The sequence below is a fragment of the Comamonas suwonensis genome (genome assembly GCF_012844455.2).
Taxonomy (GTDB): Bacteria; Pseudomonadota; Gammaproteobacteria; order Burkholderiales; family Burkholderiaceae_C; genus Comamonas; species Comamonas suwonensis.
In genome coordinates, this window is sequence record NZ_JABBCQ020000001.1 from 179,863 (window position 1) to 195,590 (window position 15,728).

Sequence of the window (15,728 nt, forward strand, 5' to 3'; positions counted from 1 at the left end):
GCACCGCGTGCGACTGATGCCGCGCACCTACAATTGCACCACCATGAACCTGTCCTCCCTCACCGCCATTTCTCCGCTGGACGGCCGCTACGCCGCCAAGCTGTCCGCCCTGCGTCCCATCATGAGTGAATACGGCTATATGCACCGCCGTGTTCAGGTGGAGGTGACCTGGTTCATCGCCCTGTCGGATGCCGGCTTTGCCGAATTCCCCCCTCTGTCCGCCGAGTCGCGTGACTATTTGCACGGCCTGGTTGCCAACTTCTCCGAAGCCGATGCCGATGCCATCAAGGCCATCGAGAAGACCACCAACCACGACGTGAAGGCCGTGGAATACTGGATCAAGGCCCAATTCGACGGCCGCGCCGAGCTGCAAAAGTCTGCCGAATTTGTGCACTTTGCCTGCACCAGCGAAGACATCAACAACACCAGCCACGCCCTGCAAATCCGCGTGGGTCGTGACACTGTGCTGCTGCCCGCCGTAGAAAGCATCATCGCCAAGCTGCGCGAGATGGCTCACCTCTACGCCGACGTGCCCATGCTGAGCCGCACCCACGGTCAGACTGCCTCCCCCACCACCGTGGGCAAGGAAATCGCCAACGTGGTGGTGCGCCTGCGCAAGGCCGCTGCCAACATCGCCGGCGTGCAAATTCTGGGCAAGATGAACGGCGCCGTGGGTAACTACAACGCCCACCTGTCCGCCTGGCCCGAATTCGACTGGGAAAGCTTCAGCAAGAATGTGGTGGAAGCCGCCGAACCCAAGGGTCTGGGGATTCACTTCCAGCCCTACTCCATCCAGATCGAGCCCCATGACTACATGGCCGAGCTGTTTGACGCCATGGCGCGCACCAACACCATCCTGATCGACCTGTCGCGCGACATCTGGGGCTATGTGTCCCTGGGCTTCTTCAAGCAGCGCCTGAAGGCTGGCGAAATCGGTTCGTCCACTATGCCGCACAAGGTCAACCCCATCGACTTCGAGAACTGCGAAGGCAATCTGGGCATGGCCAACGCCATGCTCAAGCATCTGGCCGAGAAGCTGCCCATCTCGCGCTGGCAGCGTGACCTGACCGACTCCACCGTGCTGCGCAACATCGGCGTGGCCTTCGGCTACACCACGCTGGCTTATGCCTCGCTGATGACCGGTCTGAACAAGCTGGAACTCAACGAAGAGCGCCTGCAAGACGACCTGAACCACGCCTGGGAAGTGCTGGCCGAGCCCATCCAGACCGTGATGCGCCGCTATGGCGTGCAAGGCGCTTACGAAAAACTCAAGGAAGTGACCCGTGGCAAGACCGTGCAGGCCGCAGACCTGCACCGCCTGATCAACGGTCTGGAAATTCCCCAGGCCGACAAGGATCGTCTGCTGGCCATGACCCCTGCTTCCTACATCGGCAAGGCTGCCGAGCTGGCCAAGCGCGTTTAAGTCGCAAAAAGATAGCTGCTAACGCCTGATATACAAGCGCTTCAGCACAAAAGAGCTGCCAAAGCCAAGATTAAATGGCGTTGGCAGCTCTTGTTTTTAATAGTTTTAAAGGACTGCCTGCGGGCAGCACTGCTCACCGCCATGGCCATCAAGTCCACCATTTTCAAAGTCAATCTGTCGATTGCCGACATTGACCACGGCTACTACGCCGACCACAACATGACGCTGGCCCGCCACCCCAGCGAGACCGACGACCGCATGATGGTCCGCCTGGTCGCCCTGGCGCTCAATGCCTGGAAGCTGCAAGACCTGTGCAACGGCGACGGCACGCTGGGCTTTGGCATCGGCCTGTCCGACCCGGACGATCCCGATGTGCACATCACCGACTACACCGGCCAGAAGCGCCTGTGGATCGAAGTTGGCCAACCTGATGAAAAGCCTATCACCAAGGCCTGCAACAAGTCCGACCACATGCTGGTCTACCCGTTTAACCACGCCGCCCACATCTGGTGGAAAGGCCTGGAAGGCAAACTGGCTCGCCAAAGCAAGCTCGAAATTCACTACATCGACTCCGAAATCGCCCAGCAACTGGGTTCTCTGGCCGAGCGCAGCATGCAACTGCAAGCCACGATTCAGGAAGGCCAGCTCACGCTGTCCAGCAATCTGGGCACTGTTTTTGTCGAGCCCACGCGCTGGAAGTAAACGCCTCGGCCTAAAAGCTTTGGCCGCGTCGCTCGGCGGCGCGTTCGGCGTAGCGGTTAAAGCGCCAGGAATCACCCTCGATCGTGATGCGCCTCCACACGGCGCGCTTGTCTGCAGGCTCCATCGCCGTCCAGAACTGCACCTCGTCAAAGCTGCGGCCGCAGCCCTTGCATTTTTCATCGCCCTGACTGGTGGAACAGATGGCAATACAAGGCGTATCGGGCATGGTGTCAAACCAGACCAGCCAGGCCGCCATGGCATAGGTCGGAAAGCCTTCCACAGCCACCTCATGCTCGCGCGCATGAATCATCAGCGCATACACTTCGGCCAGCGCACGTACCTCGGGCGCCAGCAGCACGCCATCGGGTGATGGGGCACGACCTCGCCAGTAGTTGATGGCAGCTTCGATGTCGGTGATGTGAATGGCAGTCATGGAGGGAAAACACTTGGACGCAGGAATCATAAGCCGCTGCCCCATGACTTGCCCCTGCAAGGTTGCTCCTGTTGCGATAGCAAGTAAATGGCCCACAGCAATGGCTGCGAAAGCCCTTCAGTTTATAAAACCTGTGAACTACCTGGGTTTTGAAGCTTGCCTTCACCTGCGCACTGTGTTGAAATCCCATGCTTCGAAGGGGAGTAGCTCAGTCAGAACCGCAATTGGGTGCTGACAGCGAACTGGTCGTCAATACGAAGCTTCACGCTTCCGGCCATTCGGATTGCAGTCATGCTGCAGTTGAGCAAGACCTTTGATGGACCCGTGACGGTCGATCAAAGTGACTCCCCGAGCCAGGTTTTTCCTCGCCCGGATAGCTCCTTGACTTACGTCGCAACGGTCAATTGGCAGCGGTGGCAAGTGGGGCGTTTACCCCACACTAGCTCCGATACATTGGACAACGAGGAAAACAACACATGGACTTGGACTTTCTAACCCACACGCCCTTCTGGATCGCGCTGGGCCAGATCATCATCATCGACATCTTGCTGGGCGGCGATAACGCAGTTGTTATCGCTCTGGCCTGCCGCAAGCTGCCTCCCGAGCAACGCCGCAAGGGCATCATCTACGGTACCGCAGGCGCCATCGTGCTGCGAATCATCCTGATCGCCTTTGCCATGGTCCTGCTGGCCTTGCCGTTCTTGAAGGTTGTGGGTGCCATCCTGCTGATCTGGATCGGTATCAAACTGATTGCGCCTGATGACGAAGGTCACGACAACATCGAAGGCAGCGACCGTCTGTTTGCAGCCATCAAGACCATCATCGTTGCCGACCTGGTCATGTCCGTTGACAACGTAATCGCCATTGCTGGCGCCGCACAAAGCTCGGGCGAACACCAGATGCTGCTGATCGTTCTGGGTCTGCTGATCTCGGTACCCATCATCGTCTGGGGCTCGCAGCTGGTTATCACGCTGATGGAGCGCTTCCCCATGATCATCGTGGCCGGCGGCATGCTGCTGGGCTGGATTGCTGGCGGCATGTTTGTGACCGATCCCGTCTTCGTGAACACTGAAAAGTGGCTGTGGATGCCCAAGCTGGGCACGACCGATGCACAAGGCCTGGCTGATATCTCCAGAGCCCTGTACTGGTCCGCCCACATCGGTGGCGCACTGCTGGTGCTGGCTCTGGGCAAGTTCATTGCCAGCCGCCGCCCCGCAGCTGCTGCTCACTAATTCAGCGAACGCCTGAAAATTCGTGAAGCTCTGCGGAACTGTCTGCATCTTCACGGATCACAAACTCATCAAGTCGGCATATCTCTGCAGATATGCTGCATCTTTCAACCTTCGTTCCAGTTAGGACGCACTTTGAACCCCATCATTGTTTACGTGGATGACGCCACATACGCCCAGCCAATGCTTGAGGCGCTTGCGGGGTCTGGCCAGGCGGCTTCCTCCCACTGGTTGCTCGTGGCCTGTGCTCCGCGCATGACCCATCGAGTGAGCAAATGGGTCAGCCACCGCGCCCGCGAAAACTGGCGTGGTAAATGGGCAGACAAGCTGTTTACAGCCCTGATGCCCGTGATGTCCGCTGGCGGTGGCAAAGTCACTCCTGTGCTGGCCAAGGGCCCGCTGACGGAGCTGGTTGCCGAGCTGCAACAGCAACACGGTGCCGCACAAATCATCGATGCACGCCGCCCCAAGCAAGAAGTGGTGCAAGCCGCTCCAGTCAAGCAAGGCACACAGGCTGCGACAGGCAACCGCTGGAATTTGCCTGGCACCATGGCTGCCATTGCCGCCATGATGGGCTTCGTCATCGACGATTCGCTCTCGATTTAAGAGCTTTAGCCTCTCTCTATATAAGCCTTGTGCGGCAAAAGCCTCGCAAGGCTTTTTTCATGCCGTTTCAAGACATGCACAGCCCGCTGAAACAGCCTGCTGCTATGCTGGTCAGCATGAAAATCCTCGTCAAATGGCTTCTTTGCGCTGCAGCCCTACTCGGGCTCACCTATGTCTACAGTGGCGTTCAGGTGCAGAGCTTTGGCTCAGCCATGATTGCTGCGCTGGTCATCGGCCTGTTCAACACCATCATTCGCCCCATTCTGGTCATCCTGACGCTGCCCGTGACCATCATCACCGTGGGCCTGTTCCTGCTGGTGGTTAACGGCCTGATGTTCTGGATGGCCTCAGGCATGCTGGGCGGGTTTCACGTCACCAGCTTCTGGGCGGCCATGCTGGGCGCGCTGATCTACTCGGCGCTGGGCCTACTTATTGATCGCCTTGTCGCTCAGCTGTTCTCTGAGTAATTCATTCACGGCACGCAGACGTGTGTCGATGATGGACGCTTCAAAGTAATCGGCCTTGGCCCCAGCCTTGCGGGCCAGATCCTGTGCGGCCTTGAAGCGATCCACCGCTGCCGCATAGTCGTAATGCGCGACCTGTGCCTCGGCCTCGGCGCGCAGCGCACGCAGCTCCTGCCCCTGACTGCGCCACACGCGGGCCAGCATCTGCCATGCCCCGCCATCACGCGGATGATCTGTCACCCAGGTCTGCAACGGGCTGGCAATCGGGCCGACCTGATTGAGCTTCAGCAGAATATCCGCCTTGAGCAGCAGCTCAGGTCTTCGCGGGGCCACGCTCTCGATTACATCAATAGTCGCCAGACTCGGGCCCGTCAGATTGCCGCTGGCCGCAACTTTGGGTGCTGCTTGAGGGGCTTTGCTGGACTGCAAAGGCAAGGCGGCCAATGCAGCCTGCGCATTGTCGGCCTTGAACTCCAGCTCGGCATTCAGCCACTTGGCCTGAATACTCGCCTGCGCATTGCCCGCAGTCGCTGTCAGCAGGCGCTGCACCATCTCACGCGCAATAACCCAGTCGCGCAGATACAGAGCGCTGAGCGTGGCGGCATACAACTGCGCGACCTGCTCGGCCTGCGGCAATCCCGCAAAGCTGCCAGAGCGCGGCAGAGTGGCCCACTGCCGCCTCACCTCTGCCCCGGGATTAGAGATCACGCGCGCCCGCGCGGCCATCATCACGTGCTCCAGCGTGGGCGCGGGTTCAGTAGCCCGCTTGCCGGGTGGAATGCGTGAATCCATGTCCGCAATACGCTGTGTCGTCAGCGGGTGGCTGCGCAGATAAGGCCAGCTGCCGTTGTCATTGAGACGGCTGGCCTGCTGCAGCTTGCCAAACATGCTCACAAAACCCTGGGGTGCAAAGCCAGCGGGCGACATCAGGCTATAGCCCATGCGGTCAGCCTCGCTCTCCATGGCGCGTGAGAAATTCAGCTGGTTTTGCATCATGGCGGCCGGCCCGCCCATCATGATGGCCATGGCCGCATCCGGGCTGCGCGTAGCCGCCAAAGCGCCCAGCAGCATGGACGCCAGCATCAGAGGCGTCTGCTTGCCCTGCTGCGCCATCATGCGGGCAATATGGCGCTGGGTGATGTGGCTGGTTTCATGGGCGATGACCGATGCCAGCTCATCCCGGCTACTGACCACGCCGATCAGTCCCAGATACACGCCCATATAGCCACCGGGCAGCGCAAAGGCATTGACCTGCCTATCCTTGCCCAGCAACAGCGTCCAGGCAAAGCGCTCCTCCAGCTCGGGCGACAGCTCGCCATTCTTGCGTGCCGCATCCTGCAAATGCAGCCAGATGCCCTCCACATACTCCTGCAGCACCGGGTCATCCAGATAGTCCGGGTCGCGGTACAGTTCCTTGACGATGGAATCACCCAACCGGCGCTCATCACCCGTGGTCAGCGATGAAGCGCCATCGCCCAGCGTCGGCAAAGCTGCAGCGTGTGCGGGAGACATCAGCAGAGACACACCCTGAATCGCTATCAAAACAGAAGCTGTCAGCGCTTTTAAGATATGGGTTTTAGGCAATTTTTGCATCAAAATTGGCATGGCAATCACGACATTGCCAGCATTCAGGTTTCTGAACTGCCAGCCGTTCAACACCCCACTATGATGCCCTGATTGATTAGCACCGCCACATGACGGCCTGTTACAGCGGGGTAAAGCCGCATGCCGTGGTGCGCGCCCCCCAGATATTTGAGCTGCTCCCTTGCAAGCAGCCCCCACAGGAAAGTCCACATGTCCTCTCTCACCCACTTCGATGCCCAAGGCCAGGCCCATATGGTGGACGTAGGCGCCAAGCCCGCCACCCACCGCGTGGCAGTGGCCGAAGGCCGTATCACCATGAAGCCCGAGACTCTGGCCATTGTGCAAGCCGGTACGGCTAAAAAAGGCGACGTGCTGGGCATCGCCCGCATCGCCGCCATCATGGCTGCCAAAAAAACCAGCGACCTCATCCCTCTCTGCCACCCCCTGGCGCTGACCCGCGTGGCCGTGGAGTTTGAACTGGAGCCCGAATCCAGCTCCATTCGCTGCACCGCCACCGTGGAGTTAAAGGGCCAAACCGGCGTAGAAATGGAAGCCCTGACCGCCGTGCAAGTCGGTTTATTGACTATTTACGATATGTGCAAGGCAGTGGATAAGGGGATGGTGATGGAAGGCCTGCGGGTGCTGGAGAAGCATGGGGGGAAGTCGGGGAGCTGGGCTGTATAACGCCTAAATCAAAGCAGCAACTACCACGAGCATTGCTCTAAGGCAAATCAAATCAACGCACCAATCAGCACAGATGCCAGAGAATCCTCAAACACCTCTTTCTACCCCTCAACCACAATGAAAAACGCCATTAAGCACAGCATCCCTCAAGAATTACAGCAGCTTGAAGAACGAATTCACAACCGAAGCGTTTGCGTTGGCATCTATGGACTGGGTTATGTGGGGCTACCTCTAGCACTGAGATTTGCAGAAGTAGGGATCAAGGTTATTGGCTTCGATATTGACCAAACAAAAGTTCAACTGCTGAATTCTGGTTCTAGCTATATTGAACGCATCACTCCGCAAACCATTCAAAAGGCAGCAACCCAAGGGTTTACTGCCACTTCTGATTTTTCTCGGACCGAAAATGTTGACGCTCTGATCATCTGCGTACCAACCCCTCTTGATGCACACCGTGAGCCAGACCTGAGCTTTATTATCAACACCGTCGAAGCTGCCCTCCCTTATATGCACGCTGGCCAATTGATGAGTCTTGAAAGCACCACATGGCCAGGAACGACTGACGAAATTTTAGCTCCACGCTTACACGTACGTAACTTGATTCCAGGTAAAAACTGTGCGCTGGTTTTTTCACCAGAACGCGAAGATCCGGGTAACCCACACTACGGAACCAAAGACATTCCCAAAGTCATTGGGGGAACCACAAACACCTGCCTACAGCTAGGGCAGGCGCTTTATCGGCTAGCCATTCAGACCATGGTGCCTGTAAGTAGCACCAAGGCTGCCGAAATGACCAAACTGCTAGAGAATATCCATCGCAGCGTCAACATTGGTCTCGTCAATGAAATGAAAATCGTGGCTGACAAGATGGGCATCAACATCCACGAAGTGATTGACGCCGCTGCTACCAAACCTTTCGGCTTCGTACCATATAAGCCAGGTCCAGGCCTTGGCGGCCACTGTATCCCTATTGACCCGTACTATCTAACATGGAAAGCCCGTGAATATGGCATCAATACAAGGTTCATTGAACTAGCAGGAGAAATTAACCACTACATGCCCCACTGGGTAGTCGGAAAAGTAGCTGACGCTCTCAACGACCGAGGCAAAGCCGTCAAAGGCAGCCGCATTCTCATACTAGGCCTTGCGTACAAAAAGAACATTGATGATACCCGCGAATCGCCTGCCGTAGAGATCATGGATTTACTTCAAAGCAAAGGCGCGCACATCGACTATAGCGACCCACATGTTCCGGTCTTTCCTCTCAAGCGGGGTTACCACTTTGATCTTAAATCCGTAGAGCTTACTAAGCCCAATATTGCTAATTACGACTGCCTCGTCATCGCCACAGACCACGAAGGCTTTGATTACGAATTGTTACAAACATATGCAATGCTAATTGTTGACACCCGAGGGTGTATGCCAAAACGCACCAACGTAATTTCCGCGTAACAAGCTGCTATGAAACAAACGCGCATATTGCACATCACGCGTAACCTTCCACCATTGATTGGTGGCATGGAGCGGTTGAACTGGCACATTGCGGATGAGCTATCCAAGCGCTCAACGGTGCATATCATTGGCCCCAACGGAGCAGCAGCTACTCGGCCTCATAACGTCGAAGTGACAGAAGTACCTCTTCGCCCTCTCCCTGTATTTTTGCTAGCATCAGCCTGGAAAGCAGTAGCAACAGCCCGCAGCTTTCAACCAGACATCATATTGGCGGGCAGCGGCCTAACTGCACCAGCCGCATGGCTCGCCGCCCAAACATGCAGTGCACGAACTTTTGTCTATTTGCATGGCTTAGATGCGGCGGTTAAACACCCAATCTATCGTGCGCTTTGGTATCCCGCTATTCGTCAAATGGATGGAGTTATTGTTAACAGCGAGCCCACAGCTAACCTGGCACGCGACCTAGGCGTAGTTGCTGAGAGAATCAGCATCGTTCACCCTGGCGTAGAGCTACCTGCAGCCCCACAAAATAAAGCGCTAATAAAAGATTTTAGACACCGCCACCAACTGGGCTCTAACCAACTACTCCTGTCTGTAGGACGTCTTACCACACGTAAAGGCATACGTGAATTTGTACAGCACTCCTTGCCGACTATTGTTAAGGCTGCGCCCAACACCCTACTCATGATCGTAGGTGAAGCGCCATCAGACTCTTTACATGCCAGTGCACAGACGCGCGCTAGTATCCAATCTATAGCCGATGCAGCAGGAATCGGCCACCACTTGCGCTTTTTAGGCATGATTACAAGCCCTCAAGAACTAGCGCTCGCCTACGAAAGTGCTTCTTTACATATTTTTCCGGTACGCGAAATCCTTGGTGATCCTGAAGGATTTGGCATGGTAGCCATTGAAGCCGCCGCTCATGGTCTTCCCACAGTCGCTTTTTCCACAGGGGGAATCGTGGATGCTATTGTGGACGGACAATCCGGACACCTAATTCCGGCAGGAAACTACCAAACACTTGCCAAAGCCACATTAAATATATTGACCGGTGACTCTACCGAATGGCAAGTACGTACCAAGGAATTCGCTCTGCGGTTTGCTTGGCCAAGCATGGGCCAGAAGTTGGGAGATGTCCTAAAAGTAGGTGCACGTTCACATATTTAGTATTGATATGCTCCCTACAACTCCTTCCATCTGGTTTCCGACTGTACGCACAGGTACGGGTTCCGACGTTTTTACTCAACGTCTGGTAGAAAATTTGTGCAAACGAGGGGTCCGAGCAGAAATCACTTGGCTTCCATTGCGTGCCGAATATGCCCCCTTGACAGTGCCAATACCTCGCGCGCCCTCTTGGGCCACAGTAGCGCACGTCAATACTTGGCTGCATACCCGCTTCCTCCCACGCAGTCTTCCTATCGTCGCCACAATTCACCATGCTATTCATCACAAAGATGCCTGCGCCTATAAAGACTCCTTGCAAGCAGCCTACCATCGCTGGTGGATAGCACCCAACGAACGCCGGATCCTACGTCGCGCTCACCAAGTTGTGGCGGTAAGCCGGTTTGTAGCTAATAGCACACGGCACAGTCTATTAGACATACCAATGCACACCATTTACAACGGCATAGACACGGAACAGTTTCGACCTAATAAGCATCAGCTCAGCAAACATTTCAGACTACTGTTTGTCGGAAGCTGGAAGCCTCTAAAAGGCGTTGACTTACTCGCCCCTATCATGCGAAAACTGGGGAGCAATTTTTTATTGCACTACACCGGCGGTCCTTTGGCAAAAAAGGACAAAGCCCACATGCCTCCAAACATGATCGACATTGGCCGATTACCAATCGATAAAGTAATAGCAGTGATGCAAAGTGCAGATGCACTTTTGTTTCCCTCTCGAAGCGAAGGCTTTGGCTTAGTAGCAGTAGAAGCCATGGCCTGCGGTTTACCCGTCATAGCTGCTCGCAATGCTTCTTTGAGTGAAGTAGTCGCAGATGGCAAAACCGGAGTGTTATGCCAGCCTGATGATGTAGAAGCATTTGTCAGTGCAGCTCGATCGATGGCAACCAATACAGCTCAACATACAACCCTTGCTCAAGCTGGACGATTGCGAGCTCTTGAGCAATTTTCAGAAACAGCGATGGTTGATGCGTACATGCACCTCTACCACAGTACGCAGACCAATTCAAACGAAGCCCTGTGACAGCTGCTATCACCATACATTTCAAAAAATCTGAAACCACCATAGCTTGTATTGATAGCCTACTTAAGGATAACTGGGCTCCGATACTAGTTTGGGACAACTCCGGAGATGCAGGAGTTAGCTTTCAAGACCTGTACTCAAACTATGCGAAAAATCCTCGTGTAATACTGATCCCAAATTCTCAAAATCTGGGCTTTGGTAAAGGCATGAATGCTGCACTAGCCGCTTTAGGACACCACAGCTATTTCGGACCAGTATTGTTAATCAACAACGATGCCAAAGTGCAAAAAGGCTTACGCTTAGCCTTAGAAGCACAGCTCGCACAAACCAACGCGCCCGCTTTGATTGCACCGCGTTTAAATCAGGATGGCCATGAACAAGGATGGATGTACTACCAGCCTTGGCTTGCGTTAGTCACCAAACGCCCTTTTTGGGGTAGTTTTGCTTACTTAAGCGGCTGCTGTCTCTTAGTCCATCGGACGGATAATACCCAACCATTGTTTGATGAAAGCTTCTTTATGTATGGAGAAGATGTAGAGTTGTGCTCACGCATGCGCAGACAAGGAAAGCAGCTGGTCCTGCTTGATCGCAGCTTCCTACACCATGATGGATTAGCTAGCAGTGGCCATGCCAGCACTGCTTACGAACAATATATGGTTCGGTCCCATTGGTTACTGGCGGAGAAATTGGCATCCAATCCACTTTCTGCAACATTGATGCGCACGCTCCGGATCCCTGTACTTTTAGCCCGAGCTTGTCTGCGATCATGGAGATATAAATCTTGGATACCACTACGATCTATATCAAAAATATTCAAATAAACTATTTACGTAAATTTTCTATCATGGCGATATGTTGCTGTGCAGCTTCGGCGCCTGTAAATTTTTCAAACCATTCTACTGATGGAGATTTAATAGATTTAGGATAAGATAGGCTATTTTTCATAGCATTCGCCAGTGCATCACAATTTTCTACTGGTACAAGATATCCATACTTTCCACCCTCCAATACTTCGGAGGGGCCATAATTACAATCGGTAGAAATTACTTGAGTACCGGCCCATAAAGCCTCAACGATAACCAAGCCAAAACCTTCAAATCTTGAGCTAAGCACAAATGCATGCGCCGCTTTCATTTGCGCTATTGAGTTGGCTGTATATCCAGAAAGCACAACACAATGGCTTAAATTCAATCTAATAATTTTTTCTTGAAGTTCCGAGCGCAAAGAACCACTTCCGAAAATTATCAATCTAGAGTTGAATTCATTTGCCACTCTCGCAAATGCATCAATAAGAACATCAAACCCCTTTTGTTTTTCCAGACGTCCTATCGCAATGAAGCTCGGAACTGATTCATCTGCAAGCCAAGGATGCAATTCTTTTGATTCAGCTTCATAAAATTCAAAATTATTTTCAAAAACAGGATTGATTATAGTTGTGACACTAGATCGATCAATTCTTAAGTAAGCAGCTGTAGCATCAGCCAAAGAATATGAAACAGCAATTATGTGCGATCGCCGTGCAGCCCAACGAGAAAGCAATGGCCCTATTACTCTATTAACCGGACTTGCTTGCCCCCAATCAAGATTAAGGTTATTTTCGTTACGAATAAAAACCGGAACCCTCCAACGAAACAATAAATTTGATAGTGCCGCCGCTATTCCTGTTGATATACCAAAGCAAATAATTGCATCAGGTTTACTGCTATTTAGAAGTCGACCAAGACTAGCAAGAGAATTAATTGGCTTTCGAGTTCCAAAGTCAACAACATGAAAATTTTCTGTGAATTTCTTAGAAAACTCCCCGTCGATCGATGGAGTTGCAATAATAATTTCATGCCCCTTCTCCTGCATTGCAGATGCAAGCAAAAAAGCTACACGCTCCGCCCCTCCTGCAAAAAACTTAGGGACAAAAAAAATCAATTTCATCAGAAAATTCCTATCTTATAAAGCCAAAATATCTGTGAAACCTAGTCTTTTCGAATAAATTTCAAATAAATTATCAAGCGAAATTTCTTTTCCACACACCCCATCATTTAAATCAAAAATTCTCCGTCCTTCCAGTGCCTTGCGAAAAAAATCCACGCCCTTAGATTTTTTCAAATACTCAATATTATATTCACAAACCACTGGAATGCCAGTCGACAACAATTTTGAGGCACCATGCAAAGCATGTCCTTCATAACCTTCAATATCCATCCAGAGAAGCAGATTTTTATTCAATGGAAAATCTATATCGTCAAGACGAGTAGAGGGTATAGATATACCAGAAGTTCCAATCGAGTGATTGCCACTATTCGTTGAAGATTCTTGAAGGAATAACGTAGTCTTAGACTCCACACCAACCGCATGCGATAAAACACTCACATTATCATATAACCCATTAAGTGCTAAATTAGTGCGCAACAATCGAATGTTCATTGGATGCGGCTCAATCGCTGTAGCTGATTGCACTAATTTTCGTGTCAGGGCAGGAATAACGATAGTCCCAATATTTGCACCAACATCTATCAAATGCTGTGGATCTGGCAATCCTTCTCTGCGAATAATGGCTAAAGTCGTTTGAAATTTGTGAAAATCAAATTCACCGCCTAAAAATAAATTTCGGCCAATCACCTTATCCGTCGTGGATACAACAAAATGTTCTATATCTCCTGCTACTAAATATGGTACAGGCATGGCATCATAGGCAGCTCTGCGCAGTATCCTGGGTCCAGTCTTCAGGATCGAAAGCAAAAACCGGCTTACCGCCAATAATGGAAAGCGTAGTAACTTTGAGTTACGAATGACCATAGGTAAAAACATTCAGGACTTCCATAGAGGAGACTTACGACGCATGAGCAAAGCCCCTATCAGCAAAAAAAACAGCATCACGCCCTCTACAAAGTAGCTGACAAATACTGCCCCAGTCATGCCATGCATGGGCACAAAGATCGTAACGCCTATTACACTGACAACACCACCCAATACAGATACCCAACCAATCTCTTTTGTACGACTATGATGGATTGCATCAAAGTTCAGCAACGAGCGCAGCACCTGTAGCATGGGTAACCAAGCCAACATCTGTAAAACGTCAACGGAAGCCGCAAACCCCGCCCCAAACACAATCGGCAACATTGGTGCAACTACCCACAAGATCAAACCTAAAATTATTGCAAGAATAATTAAAGTGGTACCTGTTCGACGTAATTGCTGCATTGGGTTGGACTGCGTATACAAACGTGGCCACAGTGCCTCCTGTAAAGCGAGCAATGGAAGAATAGCCATATCCACTGTACGTTGAGCTATGTTATAGGATCCAGTCAAACCAAATTGCGCTTGAGCCAAAACAGGCTTATTGAATTCATTTTGCAGCCTCAAAGAAAATGCCGAAAAACTAAATGGCAATCCCTCATATGGATTCATTGAATTCTGTATTATTTTCTCTCTTGGTGGTAAATTCACCCATAACAATAGAACATATGCCAAATTACTTAACACATATACCCAAAGAACGTCTGAGAGACTCACATATTTTGATAAAAAAACATAGAACAACAAGAAAATTAATCTAACTCCCGGCAATCCCACATTAATAGCACCATAGATGTTTGATCTTTGATGGGATTGCCAGTATCTAGCGCATATTTCCGTCAAGGAGACAGATATTAATTCCGTTGCTATAAAAAATACCCACAAATAAATAGATACAACAAAAGGAAGCATCCATAGCGCAATAGATATAGTTAAAAAGACACAGAAAGGAAGTGAAATCCCCCACCAGCGCAATGCGAATTGTAAATAATAATTATTTCCAGGATCTCTTGCTGCGTTTCGCAACAAAATATGTGATAAGCCGAGCCCTGAGAAAGGAGCAATAAAAGAAGCTATAGCCACTATTGCCACAAATTGACCATATAAATTCTCACCAAGTTGACGGGTCAGTACAACAAGAGTAGCAATCTGCACTGCAGCACGCAAAAGCATCCATCCAAATACAACCCCTCCTTGACTAGCTAAGCCACCAGGACGCCAACACATTCTATTTTTCATCGAGATTAGGATCAATATTCATACTGAATTTTTATACATCAGTGCCGTAATCTGCTCAGAAATTAGACCCATCATGAAAGTAATTACACTACCTGTATAAAGTAATGCACTCATATTGGTAAATTTATGCATCGAGGCAAAGGTCCAAGCGTACCAAGCACTGCCCAGCAAGAACATCAGAAAAGCAACCGGTGCAAAAATCTTCAATGGCGAAAAGAGCGTTCCCACCTTGAATATAATGAGTAAGAATCGTGTCCCATCGCGAAATATTCGAATATGGCTTTTCCCAATACGTTTAGCTGCATGGATAGGAACATAAGCCACAGAATAACCTGCCCGGAAGAACGCCATTGTGCTTGTTGTGGGATATGAAAAACCATTAGGCAACAAGTAAAGAAATTCTGCAAATTTTTCAGCATGCACAGCACGAAAACCACTAGTCAAGTCTTCTACTTTATGTCCCGTCATCCAACTCGCTAGACGGTTATATAACCCATTTGCAAAGCCACGCCCTAAGCTAGCTTGAGAGCCTTTTTGCCTCGCACCTACGACCATGTCATGACCTTGGCTCACAGCCTCCAGCAATCGTGAAATATCAGAAGGGTCGTGCTGCCCGTCGGCATCCATAAACACAATCACATCTCCCTGTGCCGCCCGTGCGCCAGTCTTGATCGCTGCGCCATTACCTTTGCTGTAAGGGTGATGGACGACTATTGCGCCAGCCTGTTCAGCAACAACAGCAGTATCGTCAGTAGAGCCGTCGTTGACGACCAATATCTCTGCTTGCGGGTACTGAGTGCGAATGTTTTTCACCGTAGCACCAATAGCGGCGGATTCATTTTTAGCAGGAAGAACAATCGAAATTTTCATGACGAAGTAGTCAGTAACAAAAGGTATTGCAGCGAGTATGCCT

At 51.5% G+C, this 15,728-nt stretch carries 16 protein-coding genes; 10 read left to right on the forward strand and 6 right to left on the reverse strand.

Annotated features, from left to right (window positions below):
• The first annotated feature begins 43 nt into the window (after positions 1-43).
• On the forward strand, positions 44-1,423 hold the full coding sequence (gene purB / locus HF327_RS00805) for an adenylosuccinate lyase (protein WP_169106666.1): 1,380 nt from the start codon (positions 44-46) through the stop codon (positions 1,421-1,423).
• 141 nt (positions 1,424-1,564) lie between these two features.
• Positions 1,565-2,125 carry a YaeQ family protein gene (locus tag HF327_RS00810; RefSeq protein ID WP_169106667.1) on the forward strand — a complete coding sequence of 187 codons (561 nt, stop codon included), beginning with the start codon at positions 1,565-1,567 and terminating at the stop codon, positions 2,123-2,125.
• Between the two features lie 10 nt (positions 2,126-2,135).
• Here the strand turns inward: HF327_RS00810 and HF327_RS00815 are convergent, their stop codons facing one another.
• On the reverse strand, positions 2,136-2,558 hold the full coding sequence (locus HF327_RS00815) for a DUF3717 domain-containing protein (RefSeq protein ID WP_169106432.1): 423 nt from the start codon (positions 2,556-2,558) through the stop codon (positions 2,136-2,138).
• Positions 2,559-3,034: 476 nt separating this feature from the next.
• Here HF327_RS00815 and HF327_RS00820 point away from each other — a divergent pair, with 476 nt between their 5' ends.
• The 3 genes from HF327_RS00820 (at position 3,035) to HF327_RS00830 (ending at position 4,860) form a co-directional block, all read left to right on the forward strand.
• The gene (locus tag HF327_RS00820) at positions 3,035-3,790 is read left to right on the forward strand and encodes a TerC family protein (RefSeq protein ID WP_169106433.1); all 756 of its coding nucleotides are present in this window, start codon (positions 3,035-3,037) and stop codon (positions 3,788-3,790) included.
• Positions 3,791-3,922: 132 nt separating this feature from the next.
• Positions 3,923-4,393, forward strand: coding sequence for a hypothetical protein (locus HF327_RS00825; protein WP_169106434.1), 471 nt, complete (start codon positions 3,923-3,925; stop codon positions 4,391-4,393).
• Positions 4,394-4,497: 104 nt separating this feature from the next.
• On the forward strand, positions 4,498-4,860 hold the full coding sequence (locus HF327_RS00830; RefSeq protein ID WP_198460382.1) for a phage holin family protein: 363 nt from the start codon (positions 4,498-4,500) through the stop codon (positions 4,858-4,860).
• Here the strand turns inward: HF327_RS00830 and HF327_RS00835 are convergent.
• Entirely contained in the window at positions 4,819-6,450 is a 1,632-nt protein-coding gene (locus HF327_RS00835) for a M48 family metalloprotease (protein WP_169106435.1), read from the reverse strand. The genes HF327_RS00830 and HF327_RS00835 overlap by 42 nt on opposite strands.
• Positions 6,451-6,651: 201 nt before the next feature.
• Between HF327_RS00835 and moaC the strand changes: the two genes are divergently transcribed.
• From moaC to HF327_RS00860, 5 genes are all read left to right on the forward strand, one after another.
• Positions 6,652-7,125, forward strand: coding sequence for a cyclic pyranopterin monophosphate synthase MoaC (gene moaC / locus HF327_RS00840; protein WP_169106436.1), 474 nt, complete (start codon positions 6,652-6,654; stop codon positions 7,123-7,125).
• 117 nt (positions 7,126-7,242) lie between these two features.
• On the forward strand, positions 7,243-8,577 hold the full coding sequence (locus HF327_RS00845; protein WP_169106437.1) for a nucleotide sugar dehydrogenase: 1,335 nt from the start codon (positions 7,243-7,245) through the stop codon (positions 8,575-8,577).
• A gap of 9 nt (positions 8,578-8,586) precedes the next feature.
• Entirely contained in the window at positions 8,587-9,744 is a 1,158-nt protein-coding gene (locus tag HF327_RS00850; RefSeq protein WP_169106438.1) for a glycosyltransferase family 4 protein, read from the forward strand.
• Positions 9,745-9,751: 7 nt separating this feature from the next.
• A complete protein-coding gene (locus tag HF327_RS22270; protein ID WP_268904603.1) occupies positions 9,752-10,783 on the forward strand; it encodes a glycosyltransferase family 4 protein in 1,032 nt (343 codons plus the stop codon).
• Positions 10,780-11,604 carry a glycosyltransferase gene (locus HF327_RS00860; protein ID WP_169106439.1) on the forward strand — a complete coding sequence of 275 codons (825 nt, stop codon included), beginning with the start codon at positions 10,780-10,782 and terminating at the stop codon, positions 11,602-11,604. The genes HF327_RS22270 and HF327_RS00860 overlap by 4 nt, the downstream gene beginning before the upstream one ends.
• A 1-nt stretch (position 11,605) precedes the next feature.
• Here HF327_RS00860 and HF327_RS00865 read toward each other — a convergent pair whose 3' ends face one another.
• The 4 genes from HF327_RS00865 to HF327_RS00880 are packed head-to-tail and all read right to left on the reverse strand — an operon-like array spanning position 11,606 to position 15,685.
• The gene (locus tag HF327_RS00865) at positions 11,606-12,709 is read right to left on the reverse strand and encodes a glycosyltransferase (protein ID WP_169106440.1); all 1,104 of its coding nucleotides are present in this window, start codon (positions 12,707-12,709) and stop codon (positions 11,606-11,608) included.
• Between the two features lie 15 nt (positions 12,710-12,724).
• Positions 12,725-13,585, reverse strand: coding sequence for an FkbM family methyltransferase (locus tag HF327_RS00870; RefSeq protein ID WP_169106441.1), 861 nt, complete (start codon positions 13,583-13,585; stop codon positions 12,725-12,727).
• Entirely contained in the window at positions 13,586-14,803 is a 1,218-nt protein-coding gene (locus HF327_RS00875; RefSeq protein ID WP_169106442.1) for a lipopolysaccharide biosynthesis protein, read from the reverse strand.
• Between the two features lie 30 nt (positions 14,804-14,833).
• Positions 14,834-15,685 carry a glycosyltransferase family 2 protein gene (locus HF327_RS00880; protein ID WP_169106443.1) on the reverse strand — a complete coding sequence of 284 codons (852 nt, stop codon included), beginning with the start codon at positions 15,683-15,685 and terminating at the stop codon, positions 14,834-14,836.
• Positions 15,686-15,728 lie beyond the last annotated feature (43 nt).

Coding starts and splice junctions, on each gene's coding strand:
- HF327_RS00815 (WP_169106432.1), bottom strand. CDS start 2,558: ATGACTGCCATTCACATCACCGACATCGAAGCTGCCATCAACTACTGG.
- HF327_RS00875 (WP_169106442.1), bottom strand. CDS start 14,803: ATGTGTTGGCGTCCTGGTGGCTTAGCTAGTCAAGGAGGGGTTGTATTT.
- HF327_RS00865 (WP_169106440.1), bottom strand. CDS start 12,709: ATGAAATTGATTTTTTTTGTCCCTAAGTTTTTTGCAGGAGGGGCGGAG.
- HF327_RS00830 (WP_198460382.1), top strand. CDS start 4,498: ATGCTGGTCAGCATGAAAATCCTCGTCAAATGGCTTCTTTGCGCTGCA.
- HF327_RS00850 (WP_169106438.1), top strand. CDS start 8,587: ATGAAACAAACGCGCATATTGCACATCACGCGTAACCTTCCACCATTG.
- HF327_RS00845 (WP_169106437.1), top strand. CDS start 7,243: ATGAAAAACGCCATTAAGCACAGCATCCCTCAAGAATTACAGCAGCTT.
- moaC (WP_169106436.1), top strand. CDS start 6,652: ATGTCCTCTCTCACCCACTTCGATGCCCAAGGCCAGGCCCATATGGTG.
- HF327_RS00810 (WP_169106667.1), top strand. CDS start 1,565: ATGGCCATCAAGTCCACCATTTTCAAAGTCAATCTGTCGATTGCCGAC.
- HF327_RS00870 (WP_169106441.1), bottom strand. CDS start 13,585: ATGTTTTTACCTATGGTCATTCGTAACTCAAAGTTACTACGCTTTCCA.
- HF327_RS00820 (WP_169106433.1), top strand. CDS start 3,035: ATGGACTTGGACTTTCTAACCCACACGCCCTTCTGGATCGCGCTGGGC.
- HF327_RS00835 (WP_169106435.1), bottom strand. CDS start 6,450: ATGCAAAAATTGCCTAAAACCCATATCTTAAAAGCGCTGACAGCTTCT.
- HF327_RS22270 (WP_268904603.1), top strand. CDS start 9,752: ATGCTCCCTACAACTCCTTCCATCTGGTTTCCGACTGTACGCACAGGT.
- purB (WP_169106666.1), top strand. CDS start 44: ATGAACCTGTCCTCCCTCACCGCCATTTCTCCGCTGGACGGCCGCTAC.
- HF327_RS00880 (WP_169106443.1), bottom strand. CDS start 15,685: ATGAAAATTTCGATTGTTCTTCCTGCTAAAAATGAATCCGCCGCTATT.